The sequence below is a fragment of the Rhodococcus sp. DMU2021 genome, assembly GCF_019641445.1.
GTDB classification, from domain to species: Bacteria; Actinomycetota; Actinomycetes; order Mycobacteriales; family Mycobacteriaceae; genus Rhodococcus; species Rhodococcus pyridinivorans.
Map to the genome: position 1 here is coordinate 1 of NZ_JAIFKB010000083.1, position 1,358 is coordinate 1,358.

The window sequence follows — 1,358 nt, forward strand, 5'->3', positions numbered from 1 at the left end:
GGGGATAGCCCCTGGGTGGTGGACACGCTGACACTGGCCCATACTGGGCCGGAGAATGCAGGACATCACCATGACGAAGAAGAAGTACTCTGACGAGTTCAAGGCCGACGCCGTGCGACTCTACGAGAGCCGCCCGGAAGTGTCGTACTCGTCGTTGGCCGCGGATCTGGGAGTCGCTCGGGGGTCGTTGAAGACGTGGGTGCATCTGGCGCGTAAGAAGGCCGCGATGGCGCGGTCTGCGCCCGAAAAGAGCGTGGATGCCTCGGAGACACCCGAAGAGCAGTGTGCGCGGATGCAGGCCGAGATCGAGCAGATCCGGGCCCGCAACCAGGCTTTGGTCGCGGAGAACGACAAGCTCAGCGAGGAACGAGACATCCTGCGCAAGGCCACGAAATATTTCGCGGCAGAGACGAACTGGTGATCCGCTTCCGGTTCGTTGACGACCACCGGGACACCCATGAGGTGAAGCGGATGTGCACGGTGCTCGGCATCCACCGGTCGAGCTACTACAAGTGGCGAGCCGGGAAGGCGGCTCGGCTTGCCCGCCAGCAGGCCGATGCGGCGCTGGTCGACCGAATACGTGCCCACCACCAGGAATGGGACCACACCCTCGGTTACCGGCGGATGACCGCCGAACTGGCCGATGATGACGCGGTGCCGGGCACGGTCAATCACAAGCGGGTGGCCAGGTTGATGCGACGCAACAACATCGTCGGTGTGCACCTGCGTAAACCGAAGAGCACGACGATCAAGGATCCTGGGGCGCAGGTCTTCGAAGACCTGCTCAACCGTGATTTCACCGCTGCCGAGCCTGGACGAGTATTCGTCGGTGACATCACCTATCTTCCGCACAGCAGCACCGGTGAGTTCCTCTACTTGGCGACCGTGATCGACGTGTGTTCCAAACGGCTCGTCGGCTGGTCGATCGCAGATCACATGCGTACCGAGCTCGTGGAGAACGCGCTCGACAATGCGGCGTCGGCCCGAGGGTCGCTGGAAGGAGCGATTTTCCACTCCGACCACGGCCGTCAATTCACCTCCTCGGACTACCAGGCAACATGTCGCCGGCACGGCGTGCGGCAATCGATGGGCCGGATCGGGTCGAGCGCCGACAACGCGATGGCCGAGTCCTTCAATGCGTCGTTGAAGCGGGAGACGCTTCAGGGCGCGAAACGCTGGCTCGACGAAGCACAATGCCGCACCGAGGTTTTCCGCTGGATCACTCGATACAACACACGCCGACGGCACTCATCACTGCGGAACCGATCACCACTTGACTTCGAGGTCGACCATGGGGCTACCCTCGATCAGGCCGCCTGACGTACACACCCCGTGTCCACTATCCAGGGGTCACGCCC

1 protein-coding gene is annotated in these 1,358 nt (G+C 62.7%); it reads left to right on the top strand.

Annotated features, from left to right (window positions below):
• Positions 1 to 70: 70 nt before the first annotated feature.
• A protein-coding gene (locus K3M35_RS25725) for an IS3 family transposase (protein ID WP_374107793.1) occupies positions 71 to 1,320 on the top strand; the annotation gives its coding sequence in 2 pieces (ribosomal slippage) (positions 71 to 407 and positions 407 to 1,320; 1,251 coding nt in all).
• The last annotated feature ends 38 nt before the right edge of the window (positions 1,321 to 1,358 follow it).